This is a genomic window from Mycobacterium sp. EPa45, from assembly GCF_001021385.1.
In the GTDB taxonomy this organism is placed as follows: domain Bacteria; phylum Actinomycetota; class Actinomycetes; order Mycobacteriales; family Mycobacteriaceae; genus Mycobacterium.
This window is the reverse complement of record NZ_CP011773.1, coordinates 5,858,492-5,876,406: the sequence shown is the minus strand read 5'-3', so window position 1 is coordinate 5,876,406 and position 17,915 is coordinate 5,858,492. Positions and strand designations below refer to the sequence as shown.

The 17,915-nt window shown below is 65.6% G+C and carries 19 protein-coding genes and 1 tRNA gene; 6 read left to right on the top strand and 14 right to left on the bottom strand.

The window, feature by feature from the left end; translation table 11 throughout:
- Positions 1 to 6 precede the first annotated feature (6 nt).
- From AB431_RS27985 to AB431_RS27975, 3 genes are read right to left on the bottom strand one after another with little or no spacing between them, the layout of a single operon-like run.
- The gene (locus AB431_RS27985) at positions 7 to 786 is read right to left on the bottom strand and encodes a decaprenylphospho-beta-D-erythro-pentofuranosid-2-ulose 2-reductase (protein ID WP_047332695.1); all 780 of its coding nucleotides are present in this window, start codon (positions 784 to 786) and stop codon (positions 7 to 9) included.
- A gap of 19 nt (positions 787 to 805) precedes the next feature.
- The gene (locus AB431_RS27980) at positions 806 to 2,206 is read right to left on the bottom strand and encodes an FAD-binding oxidoreductase (protein ID WP_047332694.1); all 1,401 of its coding nucleotides are present in this window, start codon (positions 2,204 to 2,206) and stop codon (positions 806 to 808) included.
- A gap of 27 nt (positions 2,207 to 2,233) precedes the next feature.
- Complete coding sequence (locus AB431_RS27975) at positions 2,234 to 2,644, bottom strand: GtrA family protein (protein ID WP_047332693.1); 411 nt, start codon at positions 2,642 to 2,644, stop codon at positions 2,234 to 2,236.
- Positions 2,645 to 2,740: 96 nt separating this feature from the next.
- Here AB431_RS27975 and AB431_RS27970 point away from each other — a divergent pair, with 96 nt between their 5' ends.
- Together AB431_RS27970 and AB431_RS27965 are read left to right on the top strand one after the other, a co-directional pair.
- Positions 2,741 to 3,364, top strand: coding sequence for an HD domain-containing protein (locus AB431_RS27970; RefSeq protein WP_047333870.1), 624 nt, complete (start codon positions 2,741 to 2,743; stop codon positions 3,362 to 3,364).
- A 114-nt stretch (positions 3,365 to 3,478) separates the two neighbouring features.
- Entirely contained in the window at positions 3,479 to 3,913 is a 435-nt protein-coding gene (locus AB431_RS27965) for a pyridoxamine 5'-phosphate oxidase family protein (protein WP_047333869.1), read from the top strand.
- Here the strand turns inward: AB431_RS27965 and AB431_RS27960 are convergent.
- Genes AB431_RS27960 through AB431_RS27935 form a run of 6 tightly spaced genes read right to left on the bottom strand, consistent with a single transcriptional unit; the run spans position 3,910 to position 10,494 of the window.
- On the bottom strand, positions 3,910 to 5,364 hold the full coding sequence (locus tag AB431_RS27960; protein WP_047332692.1) for an HNH endonuclease signature motif containing protein: 1,455 nt from the start codon (positions 5,362 to 5,364) through the stop codon (positions 3,910 to 3,912). The genes AB431_RS27965 and AB431_RS27960 overlap by 4 nt on opposite strands.
- Positions 5,365 to 5,398: 34 nt before the next feature.
- Positions 5,399 to 6,229 carry an ABC transporter permease gene (locus AB431_RS27955; RefSeq protein ID WP_047332691.1) on the bottom strand — a complete coding sequence of 277 codons (831 nt, stop codon included), beginning with the start codon at positions 6,227 to 6,229 and terminating at the stop codon, positions 5,399 to 5,401.
- Entirely contained in the window at positions 6,226 to 7,110 is an 885-nt protein-coding gene (locus AB431_RS27950) for a glycosyltransferase (protein ID WP_047332690.1), read from the bottom strand. Before AB431_RS27950 ends, AB431_RS27955 begins: the two co-directional genes overlap by 4 nt.
- The gene (locus tag AB431_RS27945) at positions 7,107 to 7,931 is read right to left on the bottom strand and encodes an ABC transporter ATP-binding protein (protein ID WP_047332689.1); all 825 of its coding nucleotides are present in this window, start codon (positions 7,929 to 7,931) and stop codon (positions 7,107 to 7,109) included. The genes AB431_RS27950 and AB431_RS27945 overlap by 4 nt, the downstream gene beginning before the upstream one ends.
- A gap of 15 nt (positions 7,932 to 7,946) precedes the next feature.
- On the bottom strand, positions 7,947 to 8,450 hold the full coding sequence (locus AB431_RS27940) for a bacterial proteasome activator family protein (protein ID WP_047332688.1): 504 nt from the start codon (positions 8,448 to 8,450) through the stop codon (positions 7,947 to 7,949).
- A 28-nt stretch (positions 8,451 to 8,478) separates the two neighbouring features.
- Positions 8,479 to 10,494, bottom strand: coding sequence for a DUF6541 family protein (locus tag AB431_RS27935; protein WP_047332687.1), 2,016 nt, complete (start codon positions 10,492 to 10,494; stop codon positions 8,479 to 8,481).
- 109 nt (positions 10,495 to 10,603) lie between these two features.
- On the opposite strand from AB431_RS27935, the gene AB431_RS27930 reads away from it, so the two are divergent.
- A complete protein-coding gene (locus tag AB431_RS27930; RefSeq protein ID WP_047332686.1) occupies positions 10,604 to 11,800 on the top strand; it encodes a cysteine desulfurase-like protein in 1,197 nt (398 codons plus the stop codon).
- A 13-nt stretch (positions 11,801 to 11,813) separates the two neighbouring features.
- On the opposite strand, the gene AB431_RS27925 is transcribed toward AB431_RS27930, so the two are convergent.
- Positions 11,814 to 12,797, bottom strand: coding sequence for an NAD(P)H-quinone oxidoreductase (locus tag AB431_RS27925; protein WP_047332685.1), 984 nt, complete (start codon positions 12,795 to 12,797; stop codon positions 11,814 to 11,816).
- Positions 12,798 to 12,861: 64 nt separating this feature from the next.
- Here AB431_RS27925 and AB431_RS27920 point away from each other — a divergent pair, with 64 nt between their 5' ends.
- The 3 genes from AB431_RS27920 (at position 12,862) to AB431_RS27910 (ending at position 13,981) form a co-directional block, all read left to right on the top strand.
- Positions 12,862 to 13,374, top strand: a complete 513-nt coding sequence (locus tag AB431_RS27920; RefSeq protein ID WP_047332684.1) for a MarR family winged helix-turn-helix transcriptional regulator — start codon at positions 12,862 to 12,864, stop codon at positions 13,372 to 13,374.
- 17 nt (positions 13,375 to 13,391) lie between these two features.
- A tRNA-Ser gene (locus AB431_RS27915) sits at positions 13,392 to 13,478 on the top strand.
- Between the two features lie 206 nt (positions 13,479 to 13,684).
- Complete coding sequence (locus tag AB431_RS27910; protein ID WP_144418390.1) at positions 13,685 to 13,981, top strand: hypothetical protein; 297 nt, start codon at positions 13,685 to 13,687, stop codon at positions 13,979 to 13,981.
- Between the two features lie 3 nt (positions 13,982 to 13,984).
- On the opposite strand, the gene AB431_RS27905 is transcribed toward AB431_RS27910, so the two are convergent.
- The 4 genes from AB431_RS27905 to cysK form a co-directional block, all read right to left on the bottom strand.
- The gene (locus tag AB431_RS27905; protein WP_047332682.1) at positions 13,985 to 14,809 is read right to left on the bottom strand and encodes a crotonase/enoyl-CoA hydratase family protein; all 825 of its coding nucleotides are present in this window, start codon (positions 14,807 to 14,809) and stop codon (positions 13,985 to 13,987) included.
- Between the two features lie 34 nt (positions 14,810 to 14,843).
- Complete coding sequence (locus tag AB431_RS27900; RefSeq protein WP_047332681.1) at positions 14,844 to 16,286, bottom strand: APC family permease; 1,443 nt, start codon at positions 16,284 to 16,286, stop codon at positions 14,844 to 14,846.
- An 89-nt stretch (positions 16,287 to 16,375) separates the two neighbouring features.
- Complete coding sequence (gene epsC, locus AB431_RS27895) at positions 16,376 to 16,960, bottom strand: serine O-acetyltransferase EpsC (RefSeq protein ID WP_047332680.1); 585 nt, start codon at positions 16,958 to 16,960, stop codon at positions 16,376 to 16,378.
- Positions 16,961 to 16,964: 4 nt separating this feature from the next.
- The gene (gene cysK, locus AB431_RS27890; RefSeq protein ID WP_047332679.1) at positions 16,965 to 17,900 is read right to left on the bottom strand and encodes a cysteine synthase A; all 936 of its coding nucleotides are present in this window, start codon (positions 17,898 to 17,900) and stop codon (positions 16,965 to 16,967) included.
- Between the last annotated feature and the right edge of the window lie 15 nt (positions 17,901 to 17,915).

Genomic DNA, 17,915 nt, shown 5'->3' with positions numbered 1-17,915 from the left:
GGGCTGCTAGATCGGCAGCTTGCGGAAGAGGGGCCGCGGGATGTGCCGGATCACGGACATCAGCACACGGACCTGCCCGGGCGCCCACACGAGGTCTTTGCCCTTGGCCGCCGACGTCACCGCCAGTTCGGCGACGTCTTCGGCGTTCACCGTGAAGGGCGCTTCCTTGGCGCCGGTGGCCTTCCAGTGCTCCAGCGTCGTGGTGGTGCGCACCTGGCCCGGGCGGATGACGAGCACGTGAACCCCGTACTCGCGCAGCGCTTCTCCGAGACCGAGGTAGAAACCGTCCAGACCGGCCTTGGTGGAGCCGTAGACGAAGTTGTTGCGGCGCACCCGCTCACCGGCCACCGAGGACATGGCAATGATCTGGCCGAAGCCCTGCGCGCGCATCTTCTCGCCGATCAACACCCCCACGGAAACGGCCGCGGTGTAGTTGATCTGTGCGCTCAGGACGGCCTTGGCCTGATTCTGCCAGAGCTCCTCGGCGTCGCCGAGAATGCCGAACGCGACGATAGCTACGTCGACATCTCCGTTCGCCCAAGCCTTTTCGATGACATCGGGGTGGCTTTTGGTGTCGAGGGCGTCGAAGTCGAGGTACTCGACCGATTTGGCGCCCGCGGCCTGCAGCTGGGCGATGGCAGCGTCACGCTTGGGTGCGTTCGGCAGATCGGCCAGAATGACCCGGGCCTTCGCGTTGCGCAGATAGCGCGCGACGATGGCCAGGCCGATCTCGGACGTTCCGCCGAGCAGCAGGATGGTCTGGGGGTTACCCGTGGCGTCGATCATGGTTGCGAGGGATGCCTTTCTACAGCAGTTCGAGGCGACGGGCCATATCGGAGGCGAAGACGCCATTGGGATCCGCCTTGCGCCGCGTGGCAATCCATTCGTCGACCCGCGGGTACATCCGATGAAACTTCTCGGCGCTCACCCGGGAGTCCTTGGCGGTATAGACCCGCCCACCGAATTTCATGACGCGGTCGTCGAGTTCGTTGAGGAATGCGTTGACGCCGACGTTGTTGGGGAAGTCCATGGCCACGTTCCAGCCGGCCATCGGGAAGCTCAGCGGCGCCGGGTTGCCCGGGCCGAACAGCTTGAACACGTTCAGCGCTGAATAGTGGCCCTGGGTCTGAATCCACCGGATGATGTCCTTGAACTCGTCCAGCGCATTGGGTGGCACGAGGAATTGGTGCTGCGCGAAACCGGCTGGGCCGTAGGCATATTGCCATCCGATCGTGATATCCAGCATGTGGTAGAACTGCGTCAGATTGACGATCTTGTTCTGGTAGTTCCCGCTGACCCGGTAGAACGCTTCGCCGACGAGGCTCAGCGACAGCTTGTTCATGACGCTGACCGGGAACAGGTTCGGTATCGCGGGCAGTTTCGGCGCGGTGAACTGCAGAGGGTTCTTCGCCAATTTCGGCGGCAGTTGATCCAGCCGGGCCAGGCTGCCGCGACTGACCGCCGCACGACCGAGCTTCGGCGGCGGGTTGATCAGGTCGAACCAGGCGCTGGAGTAGGTGTAGTTGTCTTCACTGCCGTCCTGGTGGACCGCGACCGTCTCGTCCAGGTCGGCGGTGGCTATCCCGTCGGCGATGAAATATGCGGTCTCGGTCCGGGTCATCCCGATGCGCGCCCGAATCACGATGCCCGTCAAGCCATTTCCACCCACCGTGGCCCAGAACAGCTCGGTGTCGGGGCCGTCCGGGGTCAGTGTGTGCACCTCGCCGTCGGCCATCAACAGGTCCAGCGACAGCACGTGATTGCCGAAACTGCCTGCGCTGTGGTGATTCTTACCGTGAATATCCGAGCCGATGGCACCCCCGACGGTCACCTGCCTGGTGCCCGGAAGCACCGGAACCCACAAGCCGAAGGGCAGTGCCGCCTTCATCAATTGATCCAGGCTCACCCCGGCATCCACGTCGGCCACGGCGGTCTCCGCGGACAACGAGTGGATGCGGTTCAGCCGCGTCATATCGACGACGATGCCTCCGCCGTTGCACGCGTGGTCGCCATACGACCGGCCGAGTCCGCGAGCCACGATGCCGCGTCGTAGGTACGACGGGCTGGCGGAATCGGCGTCGGCGACCTGCCGGACGGCGTCGGCGATCACTGCCACGTCGGGCGTGGAGAGCACCTGTGCCACGCTCGGCGCGGTCCGCCCGAATCCGGTCAGGGAACGCGGGGTGAGGGGGAGTGCGGTAGCCATATCAGTGCCAAAGGTTACCCGGCGTGATTACTTCAACCGGAATATCACTGCTCGCTGGACCACGAAGTTGATGACCGTGGCTGTGCCCTGGGCAATGACGAAGGCCACCGGGACCTGCCAGGAATGGCCGGCAAACTTCAGATAGAAGAGGTAGTTGATGCCGACTTGGACGGCGTACGTCAGGGCGTACAGCACGATCACGGCGACGAAGCGTGCCGTGCTCGGCGGGGCCTGGAAGGTCCACCGGCGGTTGATCAGGTACGCCGTGGTGGTGCCGGCGATGAAGCTCAGTGTTTTGGCTACGTTGACCTGCAGCCCGAGCTTCAGGAACAGCACGTAGAGCCCGAAGTCGACGATCGCCGACAACCCGCCGGTGAGAATGAAGCGCAGCACCTGGGTTTTGAGGCTCAACGGCGTTGACGGGGCTAATTCGGCCACGGCGGAAGCTTACTTACTGACTCGCCGGCCTCCGACCGCACAACCTGATCCTCGGGTCGCTTCACTCCTGCGCGCCGGCGAGTGCACCATGGTGGTGTGCAGGATCTGGATGAGGCGTGGGCGACGCTGCTGTCCCGGCATACCGACGAACCAAGGGTGGCCGAGGTCGGCCGTGCCTTGCTGGCGTCCTGGTCCGAGCCGCACCGTCGCTACCACTCACTGGAGCACCTTCGCGACATCCTCCGCCACGTCGAGGAGCTGGCCGAATTCGCCGAGGATCCGGACGCTGTGCGCCTCGCCGCCTGGTATCACGATGCCGTCTACGCCGGTCTCCCCGACGACGAGGAACGAAGCGCCCAACGCGCCGAGCAGGACCTGTCCCGACTCGGCTTGCAGCCGCAGCTGGTCGACGAGGTGGCCAGGCTGATTCGGTTGACCATCACACACGATCCCGCGCCGGGGGATCACAACGGCGAGGTTCTGTCCGATGCTGATCTGGCGGCGCTGGCCGTGCCGAGGGACCGCTACGAGCGAAACACGGCGGCGATTCGCGCCGAGTACGACCACGTGCCCAGCGAGGCCTTTCGCCGCGGACGGGTTCAGGTGCTGGTGACCCTGCTGGGCGGCCCGGGAGTATTCCGCACCGAATACGCGCGCCGCGAGTGGGAAGCGCTGGCCCAGGGCAATCTGCGGGCCGAGCTCGCGATGTTGACCGGCTGAAGGGCCCGCGAGGATGTCGCGGACCGGGGCATCGACACGCGTGGTGACGGCTGACCCCCGCGGAGGGCCGTTCGACCCTATGACCGTGCGTGTTTGCGGCGGGAAGATCTGTTCATGACAGTCGAACAAGATCCGATCGTGGTGCTCAGCGACCACGAAAGCTGGGATCTGCTGAAGAGCGCCGCGCTGGGGCGGTTGGTCACGCAGATCGGCGATCAGGTCGAGATTTTTCCCGTCAACTTCGTGACTCAGAACCATACGGTGCTGTTCCGTACGGCCGAGGGCACCAAGCTTTTCAGCACTGTGATGAACGACAAGGTGCTCTTCGAAGTCGACGACCACAACGTCGCCGGGGGTTGGAGCGTGATCATCCGCGGCACCGCGCGCGTGCTCAGTTCGTCCGATGAAATACACGACGCCGAACGCGCGCAGCTGATGCCGTGGATTGCGACCGAGAAGCTGCGCTTCGTGCGCATCACCCCAAGTGAGATGTCCGGCAGGCGCTTTGTCTTCGGGCCGGAGCCTGAGCGAGGGTCATACCCCTGTTAAAACGGTGGTGGTCTGTTGCGCTCGGCGACGTTGGTGTCGTTGAGTTTGCGTTCGCGGGTGATGCGTTGCGTGCGTTGGGCTGCCCGGGTTGTGCGTCGGGTGGGCATCAGGATGCCGATGGCGGGTGGGGGCTCGCGTGGTGGTGGTGGCAGGGTGGCGGTGGTGGTGTTCCAGGTGGGCAGCAGCAGGTGGCTGCCGGGCCTGGTGGTGTAGGTGCGTCCGGTTGGTGAGGTCCAGGTGATGGTGCCGTCGGGGTGTTGACGGTCCGACCAGCCGGCCCAGAAAGTCTTGAGCAGGTGGTGTTTTCGGCACATACACGCCAGGTTCGACGGATGGGTGGGGCCGAAGGGCCAGGCGATGGTGTGGTCGACATCGCAAAATTCGGCGGGCACGTCGCAATTCGGGAATCGGCACGTCATGTCCCGCATCCGCACCCATTCATCCAATGCAGTGGAGGGCCGGTACTGCGGTTCGGGTTCGTCCTTCGGGCGGCGCACCATTCGCACTGTGGCCCCGGTCTTGATCACCTCGGCCAGCAGTGGGGCGGGCACGATGCCCCGGTTGCCGGTGATCGCCGCACTGGCCGCCGGCGGGCGTGCCGGCTCAGCGGGTTGCGCCTCTTGACCGTCCCCGTGCATCTGCGGATCCGGCGCGGCGTCGAGCACGTCGGCCTCGGCGAGCACGTGGACCACCACGGCGGCTGCGCGTGCGTCGTCGACGGCAGCCGGGCAGTCGGGGTTGCCGCACAGGCAGGCCAGCCGGTCCGCGCCGGCCCCCAGGGCGCCCATGGCGTCGGAGCGGCGCTGGGCGATGGTGCGGGGGTCGTCGTCGCACACCGAATACGCGATGCGGGTCAACCTGCGCTTGACGATCTCACCGTCGGCGGCCGAGAGCCGACCGGCGATCTCGGCTGTGCCGGCAGCGGCGTCCACGGTGACGATCACGTCGCGATCCCGGGCCCGTGCCTGCACCTGCCGAATCGCCCCCGGGTCGTAGCGATTCACCCAGAAATCGATGGCGCGCTGCAACTTCAGCTTCGACAACGCACCCCACGCGACCGCGTCCTGGGCGATCGCCTTGTCCACCAATGCCAATGTCGCGCGGTCGCGGATCAAGTCGGTGCGATCGGTGATCGCCGCGCACACCCAGTAGCTCAGCGACCCCGCTAGAAACAGTGCCGCGACGCGGGGCAGCCGGTGCCGCAACGACGTCGCCATCAACATCTCATTCGAGGCCCGGCCGGTCGTGATCGCCAGAGCTGCCGACACCTCGGCCGCCGCGGCGTCCCAGGCATCGCAGGCCCAATGCGCCCGCTCGTCATCACTGCACCGCCGGGCTACCAACTCCCCGATCCAGGCCAACCGACGGGCGGCATGCTGAGCCTCGGCCCGCGCGAAGTCGCCGATGGCATCCACCACCGCCGCATCGCTCGCCGAACGAGTATCGAACATATGTTCGAGTATGCCACCGGGGTGTGACAAAAAGTCAGACCCAGTACGGCACGCGAGCCCGGTACTGCCGCAGCGCGAACGCCGCCACCAGCCAGCCGAGCGCCGTCAGCCCGATCACGACCGCCCAGTGCCGCAAGTGTTGGTCAGCGCCCAGCAGGGGAGCGCGCAGGATGTCGAGATAATGCAGCAGGGGGTTGAGTTCGATGATCTTGGCCCACTTGCCGGCACCCTGCTGCTGCAACGTGTTGTCGTTCCAGATGATCGGCGTCATGAAGAACAGCAGTTGCACGATCGAGAACAACAGGGGCCCGATATCGCGGTAGCGGGTCGCCAGAATGCCGAAACAGAACGACACCCATACGCAGTTCAGCATGATCAGCAGCAGGGCCGGGATTGCCGACAAGTCCGCCCACGACCAGGGTTTCGGAAAGATGATCGCGATCACCACGTAGATGACGATGTTGTGCCCGAACAGAATCATCTGCCGCCACACGAGGCGGTACACGTGCACACTCAGCGGCGTCGGAAGCTGTTTGATGAGGCCCTCGTTGGCGATGAACACGTCAGCGCCCTCGAGGATCGCGGCGTTGATCATGTTCCAGATGATCAGCCCGAGCGTGACGTACGGCAGGTGCTCGGACAGCTTGAGGTGAAACAGCTGCGAATACAGCCCGCCCATCGCCACGGCCGTGGTTCCGGTCGCGATCGTGATCCAGAACGGGCCGAGCACCGAGCGTCGGTACTTCTGCTTGATGTCCTGCCAACCGAGGTGCAACCACAGTTCGCGCTTGCGGTACCCGTCGAGCAGGTCACCCCAGGCGCGGGTGAAGGTCTTCGACTGTGCGGCGGCGTCTACGAACGTCATCTACTGAACCTTTCCCGCCTACCCAGGCGCCGCAGCCGGATCCACTCGGCGAAGCCCTTCGGGTCGCGGCGCTGTATTAAAAAGAACCATCCGAATCGCACCCACTCTTGAGGCACCAGCTTGCGCATGCCCCGCTGCGCCTGCAGGTAGCCGCGGTTGCGATAGGTGAAGAATCGCTTGGTCGGGTCATCGGGATATTGGGTGTGCATGCGGCCACCGAGAATCGGCTTGAACTCGTCACTGCCTTGGGGATGCAGATATGTAGCTTTCAGACATGTCCCGAACGGCAGCCCCGACAGCACCAGTCTGCGGTGCATGTCCACCTCGTCGCCGCGGATGAAGAGGCGAATATCCGGTATACCAATCGATTCCAGCGTGGAAGCGCGAAACAGCGCACCGTTGAACAGTGACGCTATCCCGGGCAGCAGGTCCTGATCGCCGAGTTCGGAGACGTGCCGCCGCCACACCAGGCCCCGGCGCAGCGGAAAGGCCAGCCGGTCCGGCTGGTCGAGATCGCACACCATCGGCGACACCTCCGCCAGCTGATGCCGCGAAGCGCAATCCAGCAGCGTCGCCAACACTTCGGCGTCCTTGGGTCGGCCATCGTCGTCGGCCAGCCACACCCAATCCGCACCCAGCGTCAGCGCATGCAGCATGCCCAACGCGAAACCGCCTGCACCGCCGAGGTTTCGGCGGGAACCAAGGTAGGTGGACGGGACCGGCTGGCCCACGACGAGGTCGCGCACCCGCTCGTCGTTGTCGTTGTCGACGACTATCAGGTGGTCGACCATCCGGGTCTGTGTGCACAGTACGTCGAGGGACTTGGCCAGCTCATCGGGACGCCGATGCGTGACGACGACGGCGCACACCAATTCGGTCACGGGGTGGCGACCCCGTCGGACCAATCGGACTTGTGCTCGTCCAGCACTTCTCGCACATGCCGGGCCGCATCCTCACCCTCGTAAGCCCGCACGACATCTTCGATGCCACCGGACATCTTGATGGTGCCGTGGTCGATCCACATGGCGGTCTTGCACAGCCGTGCCAGGAATTCGTTGGAGTGGCTGGCGAAGACCAGGATTCCGGACCGCTCTACCAGACGCTGCAGCCGGGACTGCGCCTTCTTCAGGAAGTCCGCATCCACCGCGCCGATGCCCTCGTCGAGAAGCAGGATCTCCGGGTCGATGCTCGTGACCACGCCCATGGCCAGTCGCACGCGCATACCGGTGGAGTACGTCCGCAGCGGCATCGACAGGTATTCGCCGAGCTCGGTGAAGTCGGCGATCTCGTCGACCTTGGCCATCATCTGCTTACGGGTCTGCCCCAGGAAAAGGCCACGGATGATGATGTTCTCGAAGCCGGAGATCTCCGGGTCCATCCCGACGCCGAGGTCGAACACCGGCGCGACCCGGCCCCGCACAGTGGCCGACCCGCGAGTGGGTTCGTAGATCCCCGACAGCAGCCGCAACAGCGTGGATTTGCCCGCGCCGTTGTGGCCGACCAAGCCCACCCGGTCGCCCATCTTCAGCGACAGCGTGATGTCGCGCAGCGCCTCGATGACGATGACGTTCTCGGTGTTACGCCCGATCGCGCCACCGGCGGCGCCCAGGAAGGTCTTCTTCAGCGACCGCGTCTTCGCGTCGAAGATCGGAAACTCAACCCAGGCGTCGCGGGTTTCGATGTAGGGGTCGGGGGAGGACACCGGTGCGTCTTATGTCTACAGGTACTGCCCGGTGCCGTGACCGGGCACTCCGGGGGGGCCGGGCTGCGCGATGCCCGGGGGCAGCGCACCTTGACGCATGTGTTCCAGCTGAGCGCGCGCCGCCATCTGCTGAGCGAAGAGTGCGGTCTGGATCCCGTGGAACAAACCCTCGAGCCAGCCGACCAGCTGAGCCTGCGCGATCCGCAGCTCGGCGTCCGACGGGATGCTGTCGTCGGTGAACGGCAGCGCCAGCCGCTCGAGCTCATCGCGCAGCTCGGGGGCGAGGCCGTCTTCGAGTTCACGGATGGACGTCGCGTGGATCTCGCGGAGCCGGCTGCGACTGGCGTCGTCCAGCGGCGCGGCCCGCACCTCCTCGAGCAGCTGCTTGATCATGGTGCCGATGCGCATCACCTTGGCCGGCTGCTCCACCAGGTCGGTCACGGCGCGGCCATCCTCGTCCCCGCCCTCGTCGCCGCCGGTGATGATCTCGATGTTGTCGTCGTCTGCGTTGGCTGTCATGCGTTAAGCGTTCCCTCGTGTCCCACGGTTATTGGGTGTCCTGCGGCGCAGATCCGCGCCATTCGTAGATGCGGGCCTCGCCGTTGTCGTAGATCTTCGCCCACGACTTGGACTTGTCTAGTGACACTAGTCCGTCGGGCATGACGAACCCGCGAACCACCGGTGCGCTGGTCAACACATAGCGGATGTTGAGTGCCTCCACCGCCTTGGCGATCCGTGGATCGTGGTCGGCGTCATCCGCGTAGGCCCAGAACACGAACCGGTTGTAGCCCGGACCCTGCTGCACGGGGTAGTCGTAGTGCGTCCACAGCGGGTGCAGACCGGCCACCGCGTACATCCACGCGGTGCCGTCGACGTTCGCATTGCCGATCAGGGTGTCGCGGGCCCCGGGCAAGGTGGCCAGGTACGCCATCGCTTCCAGATCTTTGTTGTCGACGATCACGCGGTCGTACTTTTCGCCCATCAGGTACCGGTGCCGCGGGAAGTAGTGCCAGGTCAGCCCGAAGACCACGGCGACCAGCAGCACCGCGGTCGCGCCGATCCAGAATCCGCGGTCGGGCTCCCGCGCGGCGGCCCACCGCCGGGTCAGCCGGCGAGCTCCCGCGACCACCACCAACGCCAACGAGTACAGGGCGTACCCGGCCATCGGCGTCAGCAGCAGCGTGACCACCGCCGACAGCCGCCGCGGGTCGCTGTAGAACAGGTCGCTGTACTTACCCACGATCTCACCGACCGGACCGCCGAATGGCGCCCCGGAGTGCACGATCGCCACGATCAGGACCAGCCACACCGCCGCCGGCCACCAGATCCGCCTGGTCAGCAGCAGGACGAAGCCGGCAGCGGCCAGCGCGATGATGACGTTCTGGATCGGATAGTCGTTGAGGTGCCGGGTGTGCTGGACGACCGCATTGAACAGCGTCCGCTTGCGGCCCTGGTGGGTGACGAAGGCGTGCCCGGCGATGACCTCGGCCTGCTGCAGCACCCCGAGGAACTGGGGCAGCAGCACCGCCAACGTCGGAATGGCAATGACCACCAGCGTGAGGAAGTCGCGCAGCCGGCCCAGTACCGGCCGTACCAGCGCTTCCAGCAGCCACCACGCGACCACGAACGTGACCACCACGACGCCACCCGTGATGTGCACCGAGAACACCCCGACCAGCGAGACCACCGCCAGCGGTATGCGGTCGCGGTCCCGCAGCGACGACGTGACCAACACGAAGGCCGGTATGGCGAGGCCGTACGCCACCATGTTCGGCATCGAGGCGGTGTCGAATTCGACGTAGGGCACCGCGGTGAAGGAGGCCGACAGCGCGGCTGCGGTAGCCGCGGCTCCCGCGGTGCGCCACTGCGACGCTCTGTTGATCCCCCGGTCGCTTCGCTCCTGCCCGCCGGAGGACCGCAGCAGCTGCCACGTCAGCAGCCCCGCGCTGAGTGGGAACAGCCACACCGCTCCGGCCAGCGAGCTCAGGGTGTACGCCGTGGTGGGCGCGGCGCCGGTCAGCTGAGCCAATACAGCGCCCAGCGCGTGGAAGACCGAGGGGTAGTACAGCTCTGCGTGGGTTTCGACGTTGCGTAGTTCACCCATGTGCGTCGACGACGCCTGGCCGGTGTCGAGGATCCAACGGATGGTGTTGGCGTGCCAGACGGAGTCCCAGTTACTGGGGATGGATTGCCAGTACGGCATCCCGCGCCAGGCCGCGACACCGACGAACAGTGCGCCCAAGAGCACCCCGGCCCCCACCATGAGGGCGGGCCACAGCGACACCTCGTCGACAGCCGGGTCGGCGGCACGATACCGGGCAAGCAGAACCCGCAAACCAAACACAACTGCTGTCACGATGGCCAGTGCAAGCAGCGCCGTCCAGACATTCCAAGGGATGCCGATCGCACCGAACGGGATGATGGCCAGGCCCACAACGCCGTACGTCAGCACCGGCCCAACGCCTAGTGCGACGTACCAGCGCAGCCGCCCGGCCAGCGCCACCACCGCACCCGGCAGGATCAGCAACAAGACCGCGATCAGGACTCCGAACCCGAAGCTCACTGGACTAGTATGGCTGGCCAGGTGAACCTGCCCTTATCGCCCATCGGCGAGGGCCGCAGGCGCCCTCGCTGTCTCAATAGCGCAATCACCGACGCTCTAAGGTGGGCTCATGGCATACGACGTCGCCCGGGTGCGTGGTCTGCACCCCGCGTTGGGCGACGGCTGGATGCGTTTCGACGCTCAGGCCGGGATGTTGATCCCCGAGTCGGTCGCCACCACGGTCTCCACGGCGTTCCGCGGCTCGGTCCCGAATACGGCCAGTCCGCACCCGTCGGCCCGGCGCAGCGTCGCCGTTCTGGACGCCGCCCGCCGGGCGGTCGCGGACCTCGTCAACGGTGATCCGAGCGGGGTCGTGCTCGGAGCCGATCGCTCGATCCTGCTGACGTCGCTGGCCGACGCGTCGTCGTCCCGCGCGGGCATCGGTTACGAGGTGGTCGTCAGCCGGCTCGACGACGAGGCGAACATCGCGCCGTGGCTGCGGGCGGCCAACCGATACGGGGCCAAGGTCAAGTGGGCCGAGGTCGACATCGAGACCGGCGAGCTGCCGTCGTGGCAGTGGGAGAGCTTGATCACGCCGCCCACCCGATTGGTGGCCATGGCGTCGGCATCCTCGACGCTGGGCACGATCACCGACGTGAATGCGGTGACCAAACTCGTCCACGATGTCAGCGGACTCGTCGTCGTGGATCACTCGGCTGCCGCCCCGTATCAGCTGATGGACCTCAACGAGACAGAAGCCGATGTCATCGCGCTCAACGCACCGGCGTGGGGCGGCCCACCGATCGGCGCGCTGGTGTTCCGCAGCCCGTCGCTCATCGACAGCTTCGGGTCGGTGTCGATGAATCCCTACGCCAGCGGACCGGAACGGCTCGAACTCGGCGGTCATCAGTACGGTCTGTTGGCCGGCGTGGTCGCCAGCATCGAATATCTGGCCGGACTGGATGAGGCCGCGCGGGGAAGCCGCCGCGAAAGACTTGCTGTCTCAATGCAATCCGCGGGTTCCTACCTCAACGGCCTGTTCGACTATCTGATGACCTCGCTGCGATCGCTGCCCTTGGTCATGGTCATCGGCCGGCCGGAGGCGCACATCCCGGTGGTCAGTTTCGCGGTGACCGGAGTGCCCGCCGAACGGGTGGTCCAGCGGCTTGCCGACAACGGAATCCTGGCCGTGTGCAATGCCAACTCACGTGTGCTCGACGTCATCGGCGTCAACGACATCGGTGGTGCGGTCACCGTGGGGCTGGCGCATTACTCGACGATGGCCGAAGTCGATCAATTGGTGCGGGCGCTGGCGTCACTGGGCTGAATTTCAGCCGGCGTCACTCGCTGACAGTCAGCAGGACCTTCCCGAACGTCTCCCCGGCGGACAGCACTCGGTGCGCTTCGGCGGCCTCGGCGATCGGGAACCTCGCACCGATGATGGGACGGACTCGGCCGTCGGCGATCATCGGCCAGACCGATGACACCACTTCGTCGACGATGGCCGTTTTGCCGTGCGGACCGTCGACGGGCCGGCCGCGTAACGACGTACCGATCACGTGCAGCCGCTTGGCGACCGCCTTGGCGATATTGAATTCGGCTTTGATGCCGCCCTGCATGCCGATGATCGTCATCCGGCCGTCTGGTGCGAGCGCATCGAGATTGCGATCGAGGTACGCCGCGCCCATGATGTCGAGGATGACGTCGGCCCCGCGACCGTCTGTTTCGTTATTGACGCGTGCGACGAAATCCTCGTCGCGGTAAGAGATTAGGACGTCGGCGCCCAGTTCGCCGCACAGTTCGAGCTTCGATCGCGAGCCCGCGGTCACCGCCACACGATTGCCCAGAGCGGTGGCCACTTGGACCGCGTGCGTGCCGATCCCGCTGGCGCCGCCGTGGACGAGCAGCAACTCGCCCTCGGCCAGGCGGGCGGTCATCACGATGTTGGACCACACCGTGCAGGCGACCTCCGGCAGCGCGGCCGCGTCGGGCAGCGAGACCCCGAGCGGAACCGGCATCACCTGCCCGGCGGGGACCGCGACGTACTCGGCGTAACCGCCTCCGGCCAACAGGGCGCAAACATCTTGTCCGACAGTCCATCCCGAGACGCCGTCACCAACGTTCGCAATCACGCCGGAAACTTCGAGGCCCAGGATGTTGCTGGCTCCCGGGGGCGGCGGGTAATTCCCGGCCGCTTGCAGGAGGTCGGCACGGTTGATACCCGCGGTGCTGACTTTGATCAGAACTTCGCCATGTCCGGGCGACACGTCAGGCACTTCGCTCCAGGTCAGTCGATCGGGAGATTCAGCGACGATGGCCAACATGGGCGTCAGGTTACTCCCGAGTCATTCCGGCCTTGTACGGCGCTGTGTCGCTTACGATTGCGCAATGGGAGGGATCATTGCGGGGCGGACCGCTAGTGAGATGCCGGGGTTGGATATAGCCGAGGAAAGGTCTTGGCAGAACTTCCTCGACGCCGCACTGCGTCTGTACGGAACACTGAATCGGGGGCTCGTCGACAAGCACAAGTTGAGCTTGGTTGACGTCCGGCTGTTGGAAATTCTGGACAACTCGGAGACCGGCGCGGCACGGATGGGAGATCTGGCCGAACAGATCATGTCGCTGCCGAGTCGGGTGACGCGTCAGATTCGTCGGTTGGAGACGGCGGGCCTGGTGCGTCGAGAGGCCAGTCCGGACGACGGCCGCGGAGTCTTGGCGAGCATCACCGACCTTGGTCGTGAGGTGGTCGAGGACGCGATGCTGACCTACGCCAAGGGTGTTCGGGAAAACTTTCTGACGCCGCTGTCTCGTCCGCAGATGGCGGCGATGGGGGAGAACTGCCGCCGCATCAGTGCGGCGTTGAAGAACGGTGGCAGCTCGGCAAGGGTCGGCCGCGTCTAACCGCTACTCTTGTCGGCGGTGGCGTGGCAGAGCGGCCTAATGCACTCGCCTTGAAAGCGAGAGACGGCTAACACCGTCCGGGGGTTCAAATCCCTCCGCCACCGCTCAGGTTTGCCTTCCGAGTTGACGGCCGCTGCCGATCAGCTGTGGAGCGGGATCAGGACGTCTGTGGATCAGCTTGGGACGCGTGCATTCGACCCGTGTCGGGGCATACAAAGGATATAGGCGCCCGAAAGGTTGCCGGACCAATTCTGCTGACTGGCCCGGCGGGGTGGCGCCGTCTAAAAATTCCCGAAAGGTGCTGTTCAACATGTCCACCCCACAGAAACTTCGGAATAGCTTGGCTCTGGATAAGAGGTTGCTGGGTGTTGTCGTGGGTGGCGGTGCGATCGCCGTCCTCGGCTTGTTCGGGTTGACTCACCCCGCCCCGGCCTCGATAACCGGAAACCTCACCGCGGACTCCGGTTCGGAAACGAAGTTCCCCACCTTCTCATCACCGGCCGTCGCCGGAATGAACCTCGGTGCAACCACGACCACGCAGCCGACCGATGAGCCGACCGCGCTGGCGACGCCCAAGGCGACACCGGCCGTGAAGGCGGGCAAGTAGCGGCTATTCGCCGGTGAACTCCGGCTTGCGTTTGGCGAACATCGCCGCGATGCCCTCGTTGAGGTCCTTGGAGGGCAGGAACGCCGAATTCCAGGCCGCGACGTAGCGCAGGCTGGCCGCCACGTCGGCGGTGCGCTGCTCGTCGAGGACGTCCTTGATGCCGTGCACCACCAGCGGCGAGTTCGCGGCGATCTCGGCTGCAGTCTCGTGGGCTGCGGCCAGCGTGGCATCCGGGTCCGGGTAGACGTCGTTGACAAGACCGATCTTCTCGGCGCGTGCCGCGTCAATGTCCTTGCCTGTCAACGCCAATTCGCGAAGATGTCCGTCGGACAGGATGTAGGGCAACCGGGCGAGGCTGCCGACGTCGGCGACGATCGACAGCTTGACCTCGCGCACCGAGAACTTGGCGTCGGCGCTGGCGTAGCGGATGTCGACCGCGCTGATGAGGTCGACGCCCCCGCCGATGCACCACCCGTGTATGGCCGCGATCGTCGGGGTGCGGCAGTCGGCCACCGCGGTGATCGACTGCTGCATGCGCTTGAGCTTGCCGTGGAATTCAACGCGAGGCCGGGCCGTCACCTCTCCGGACATCGCACCGCCGATGGTGTCGCCCATCGCGATCAGGTCCAGGCCGTAGCTGAAGTTGCAGCCGGAGCCGGTCAGCACGATTGCCCGGACGTCAGGATCGGCATCCAGCTCGCCGAAGGCTACCGGCATCTCGGTCCAGAACGCCGGGCCCATGGCGTTGCCTTTACCCGGGCCGATCAGCGTGACCTGGGCGACGTGGTCCTTGACCTCGACAGTGAGGGATTCATACTGCTGGCTCATGCCCTGAAGGCTACGACGCCCGGCGGCGCCTGCGTCACTCCAGGGTCACGTGTGGTCGGCGTGCGGCGATACCGGCGCCCAGGGCGAAGAATGCGACCAGCAGCGCGACGACGCCGATCGCGATGGGTGTCGAGTCGCCGACCAGGCCCGGCAGGTTCTGCAGGATCAGCGCGAAGGAGATCAACAGGCCGAGCAGGCCCAGGCCGGGTGCGACGAACGCGCGCCAGGTCGACACCTCCAGCCGGCCGGCACGCTTGCGGCGGACGAAGAAGGCGAGCACGGCGATGGTGGTGGCGATCAGCAGGATCGTGATGCCGACGGTGGAGATGCCGGCCAGCCAGGTGTAGAACTGCGTCACCGGGTCGAGCTGGAACAGGACCGCCACAACGATGGCCACCGCCACGACGATCGCGTCGACCCCGGAGGCGACGTGCGGAGAGCCGTGCGCGGCGTGCGCCTGCCCCAACCGGTTCGGGAACACCCGGCGGTTGGACAGCGTGAAGACGTAACGCGCGACGATGTTGTGGAACGACAGGATGCAGGCGAAGAGGCTGGTGACGAACAGCACCTGGACGATGTGGAGGCCAACAGCGCCGAGGTATTGCTCAGTCGCATCCGGCAGCAGGGCCGACGGGTCGGCCTGGGCCTGCTCGACGGCCTTGCTGTCGCCCACCGCGCTGATGAGCGCCCATGTCGAGACCGTGTAGAACACCCCGATCAGTATGACGGCCAGATAGGTGGCCTTCGGGATGGTGCGCAGTGGCTCGCGCGCCTCGTCGCGGAACACCGCGGTGGCCTCGAATCCGATGAAACTCAGGATCGCGAACAGCAACGCGATACCTGGTGCGCCCGAGAGGATTTCAGATGGCGCCACGATGCCGGTGGACAAACCTTCGTGGCCGCCGCTGACGACGACGGCGGCGTCGAGTGCCAGCACGATCGCCACCTCGCCGATCAGGAGGACGCCGAGAACGTTGCGCGACAGGTCGATGTTGAAATGGCCCAGTGCCGTCACGATCGCAAATGCGACGAAAGCCCATATGCCCCAATGGATATTGGGAAGTCCATAGGAGGTGAACAAGGCCTGGGCGCCCTGACCGATCAGGCCGTATACGGCGATCTCCAGCGTCAGGTACGAGATCAGCGCAACGAACGCGAAGCCGAAACCGGTTACCCGGCCCAGCCCCTTGCCGATGTAGGAGTAGAAGGCGCCCGCGTCGGGAACATAGGGCGTCAGAGCAGTGAATCCGACTGCGAACAGCAGGATGATCAGCGTGCTGACGACGAATATGGCGGGGAAACCGATCCCGTTGCCGTTGGCGATGCCGAGCGGAACCGGGCCGCCCATGACGCCGAGTGGGGAGGCGGCGGCCACCACCACGAAGACGATGCCCCACACGCCGAGCGTCCCGCGAAGCTTGCGGTGCGGACTATCCACCGCATCCGGGGCAGTGCCCTGATCAATCTGGTTCGACATGGTGCCCTTTCGCTGGATTCGCGCCTGCAGACGCTAATCCCGAGCGGGGCAGGATCAGACAATTCGGATCAGCGGGATTCGATGCCCGCTCAGATGTACATGGCCGGGTCGACGTATGTCGTCGGGTCCACCAGCTGTTCGCGCTGCTTTTCCGTGCGCGGACGCACTACGGCGGGGATGCCGGTGGCGATCGAGTCCGCCGGCACGTCGTGAGTCACCACGGCATTCGCGCCGATGGCACTGTCATCACCAATCACCAAGGGGCCCAATATTTTTGCCCCGGCGCCCACGACCACCCTATTCCCGAGGGTGGGATGGCGCTTGCCGTGTTGCAGAGACCGCCCGCCAAGCGTCACACCGTGATAGAGCATCACGTCGTCGCCGATCTCCGCGGTCTCGCCGATCACCACGCCCATTCCGTGGTCGATGAAGAACCGGCGGCCGATGGCGGCCCCCGGATGGATTTCGATTCCGGTGGCGCAACGGGTCAACTGGGACAGCACCCGTGCCACACCACGCAATGCCGGCTTGGCCCACAGGCGGTGCGCCAGCCGATAGGACCAGATTGCGTGGAGGCCGGAATACACCAACGCGTTCTCGACGTCACCGCGCGCAGCCGGATCATGACTGCGCGCGTTGCTCAGGTCTTCACGCAGTGTCGACAGCAGGCCCATGAAATCAGTCCCGGATGTGCTCGAAAAGCGGTGTGGAGATGTAGCGCTCGCCGTAGTCGCACACCACCGCCACGATGAGCTTGCCGGCGTTCTCCGGGCGCTTGGCGATCTCCAGTGCTGCCCACACGATCGCGCCGGACGAGATGCCGCCCAGGATGCCTTCGTCTGTTCCCAGGTCGCGGGCCACTCTGATGGCGTCGTCGAGTTCGACGTCGACGATCTCGTCGTAGGCGCCGCGATCGAGCACCTCGGGTACGAAGTTGGCGCCCATGCCCTGGATCTTGTGCGGGCCGGCCTTTCCCTCGGTGAGCAGCGGGGAGTCTTTGGGCTCGACCCCGACGATCTGGACGTCAGGCTTGCGTTGCTTCAACACGTGGCCCACCCCGGTCACGGTCCCGCCGGTGCCGATGCCCGCGACGAAGATGTCGACCTTGCCGTCGGTGTCGTTCCAGACTTCTTCGGCGGTGGTCTTCTCGTGGATGGCCGGGTTGGCCGGGTTTCCGAACTGGTTCGCCGAGACGGCGTTCTCTGTTTCGGCGATGATCTGGCGGGACTTCTCCACCGCGCCGGCCATGCCCTCGGAGCCAGGCGTGAGGACGATCTCGGCTCCGTAGGCGCGCAGCATCACCCGGCGCTCGGTCGACATCGTCTCCGGCATCGTCAGGATCACCTTGTAGCCGCGGGCCGCGCCGACCATCGCCAGCGCGATACCGGTGTTGCCGCTGGTGGCCTCGACGATGGTGCCTCCGGGCTTCAGCTCACCGGACGCCTCCGCGGCGTCGATGATCGCCACGCCGATGCGGTCCTTGACGCTGTTGGCCGGGTTGTAGAACTCGAGCTTGACCGCGACCTGGGCATCCAGGCCCTCGGTCAGCCGGTTGAGTCGGACCAGCGGCGTGTGGCCGACCAGCTCGGTGACGTTGTCATAGATCTTGCCCATGCTGCGCGTCCCTTC